Annotated in this window: 4 protein-coding genes; all 4 read right to left on the bottom strand. The window is 39.6% G+C overall.

Annotated features, from left to right (window positions below; all coding sequences use genetic code 11):
- Positions 1-185: 185 nt before the first annotated feature.
- Positions 186-461 carry a DUF3127 domain-containing protein gene (locus ACJROP_RS05135; RefSeq protein ID WP_406534415.1) on the bottom strand — a complete coding sequence of 92 codons (276 nt, stop codon included), beginning with the start codon at positions 459-461 and terminating at the stop codon, positions 186-188.
- Positions 462-489: 28 nt separating this feature from the next.
- Complete coding sequence (locus ACJROP_RS05130) at positions 490-1311, bottom strand: hypothetical protein (RefSeq protein WP_406534414.1); 822 nt, start codon at positions 1309-1311, stop codon at positions 490-492.
- 136 nt (positions 1312-1447) lie between these two features.
- Entirely contained in the window at positions 1448-1936 is a 489-nt protein-coding gene (locus ACJROP_RS05125; protein ID WP_406534413.1) for a hypothetical protein, read from the bottom strand.
- Positions 1926-2153, bottom strand: a complete 228-nt coding sequence (locus tag ACJROP_RS05120) for a hypothetical protein (RefSeq protein WP_406534412.1) — start codon at positions 2151-2153, stop codon at positions 1926-1928. Before ACJROP_RS05120 ends, ACJROP_RS05125 begins: the two co-directional genes overlap by 11 nt.
- Positions 2154-3020: the final 867 nt, after the last annotated feature.

Raw genomic sequence — 3020 nt, 5'->3', positions numbered from 1 at the left:
CTCTGTCTTGGTTATTGCCACCTGGGCACTCAATGTTGTTGTCTTAATGTTGTTGTTATTGTTCTTTTTCATTGTTTTGAGTTTTTGCGAGAAGAAGGTTGGAATCTTTGCGCATTTACCCGGGAACATCCTCCTCACTTCAACTCAAATTGATAAATTATTTCTAACCCTTAAATACTATAATCTCATTTTTTAATTAGCTCTAGTGCTACGATGTCCATAAACACCTGGCCGTTGTACTCTCGGGCCTGAAACTTCAGCGTAGTGATCACAATGTCACCCTCATTGTACTGTAACGTAGCCAGATTGCCTAAGGCACTCACCACATAGGTCGGCTCATACTTACCTCCCAACTCCTGAAGCACCAGTGTCCGCTTATTCAGCACACCGTTCTCAGATTTCTCACTCTTCACTGTAAAGCACTCACCGCACTTCACCACTCTTAAAATTCTTGCTTCCATAAATTTGAAATTTTAAATGATTAATAAATTAAAAGTTGTTGTATATTGGACCAAAAAGTCTCTCATAATCCTTTCGAATCTCCTTGATGGATTTCGGCTTGATGTGGACACCCTCCTGCTTTGCCTTCATCTCACTCTCTCTGACTGCTGCGAGGTACATCAGATACTCCTTGTTTTTCACCAGTCCTTGAGTCTTTCCTGCCGACTTCATCAAGGCATCCATCTCCCATTGGTTGCAGTCATACAGGGGATTTACATCCTCATCACTTTTCATGCAGTGTCTCATCTTCACTGCTCTTGTCAGGTCTTTGTGCACACAAGAAGCACAACACTCTCTAACACTGATGCCATAGGCATTCTTACTAAATCTGTTACTCATATTCTTATTGTTTAAAGTGTTTCTGCGCGAATAGTCACCCCAAAGATTCAGATTCTTATAAAGTTGCTCATCCTCCTCATCAAAACAACAGAATTCGAAGGGACACGCTTCCGGTTTGGCAAGTTCACCAATCTGCCTGAAGATATTTGCACGGACACAACTTGCTTTAACTACCTGATGCTGCTTTCTGCATCTGTCGATGGTTGAATGAGCCGCTAACACCCCTTCACTGATCAACTCGAGAAAACATAACGATCCGTTCTTCTGCCAATGCGAGAAAGCCACTCGGACGATTGTCGGGATAAAATCTTTCACGAGTTCTTCCACAATGCCCGGATCATCCAGTTGCTTGCACTTTGCCTGTAACTTCCGATGCGACATTCTTTTGTAATGCTCCACATCATTCACAAATGCGATCACATTTGGATCTGATGATTCTTTCAGTTGTTGAATAATCAATTTGTACTTCATTTTGCTTTTATTTTTATTGTTAAATTATTGATTCTTCGGGCCTCATTTCTGATTTCCGAGTGCAAAATTAAGCACAAAAAAACGCCCCAGAACTTCTGGAGCGATTTGGTAATGATTTGGTAACGATTTGGTAAAATCAGCCTATTTTGAGGCTAGTTTTACCGAGTTCTTCGGCTAATTTTAGTGCAACTTCCCTACACCAGGAATACACACCTTTATCCATATTGCTGACTTTCACTTCCGACTTCCCAAACGGGTCACAATCCATAAAAGAGAGTTTGCAGAATCTCCTTATATTATTATAGGAACAATCATAATTTTCAGGCAGCCCAAGATGGAGTCTGTCAATCTTATCGCAAAAATCTTTGGGGTCAACAGGATAATTGCATTTCCATCTGAGACACCAATATGCCCCAGCCCATTTCTGCTTGGTATCAATCACCTGATCCTTACCCACACAAGCCTGCAAAGCCTTACTTACCTGCTCATCGGTAAAGCCATTCTGACCGCCTTCGCTTTTCCCCTGATACACGGTGCCATAATAGTTATTGGTTTGGGTCTGGATAATCTGATTGCCTGGGCTGTAAATATGAACCACGAAGCCGTTTAGATTCTCATTCTCCATGATTCAGCCCTCCATAATTATTCTGTTCCTGCACAAGTTGATTACCCGGACTTCTGAAACTGACTTCAGAAACATCGCCAATGCGAACTTCACCAATCTTGTCTTCGATAGTAAGATAGAGATTCACATTCAGATTTCTGACCTGAAGGTTTCTTCGGAAAAAGAAATTCTTATAGAGATTAAAAAATCTCTTGATGATCTTTTGGTCGCTTATCATTTTTGCGACCCTGCGTTGACTGCCGAGCAGTTCGTCAGCATCTATTTCATTCATAATAATGTTGTTTTGGGGTTTTTATTTTGGTTTAAAAGTATCTTAGACGCAGAGGTACTCTTTTTCCCTCGGGCTCCCAGATTTCAGTCGAGTTAGTTATTTACTGCTCAATATATTTTAAATCCAACATTCCTATTTCTTGATATCCCTTAGCATGCCGAGCTCTGAGATGAGTGAATAGTTTTATATTTCGGAGTGCAAAGATAATAAATTCTAATCAAACACCTATCATATTTCAGCAGAAAAATAAGGCTCAAAAATTATTTTCTATTTTCCTTGCTCAATTCAAAAAATAGCATTACCTTTGCAGGCCAAATCGCTTTTATAAAGCAAGAAAAGAATGGAAGTGTTTGTTTTTGTCACCAACCGTCGTGATGACGTTAGGTAACAGTCAAATATGGTAATTTGTTATTTGGGGACTCATTAGAGTCCTTTATTTATGCCCTTTACTCATCAATCCCGATAAAACACCCTAAATCATCGACAAAGAATCAAAACCATCCGAAATTTATGATAAATTGTACTTTTCAATCTCCCAAACATTTGCATAAACTACAATAAAGTATTATCTTTGCACTCGATTTGCGATAAATAACGGCAATCAGAGATACAATAACACAATTAATTAAATGCATGATGAACTTTATTAATGAGACAAAGATTCAAGAAAGTGGCAGAGGCCGTGTATTTCGGGCCAAAGCCCGAACCAGTTGCTCCCCTCCCTGTTACTATTCCAGTTAGTATGCAAGGTAATGAACTCGCAAAAAAGTATGTGCAGAATTGCAAATTGATGGATCAATATGCCGACTATAC

Source organism: Methanobrevibacter sp. (genome assembly GCF_045220775.1).
Lineage (GTDB): Archaea > Methanobacteriota > Methanobacteria > Methanobacteriales > Methanobacteriaceae > Methanocatella.
This window is presented reverse-complemented; position numbering and strand designations above follow the sequence as displayed.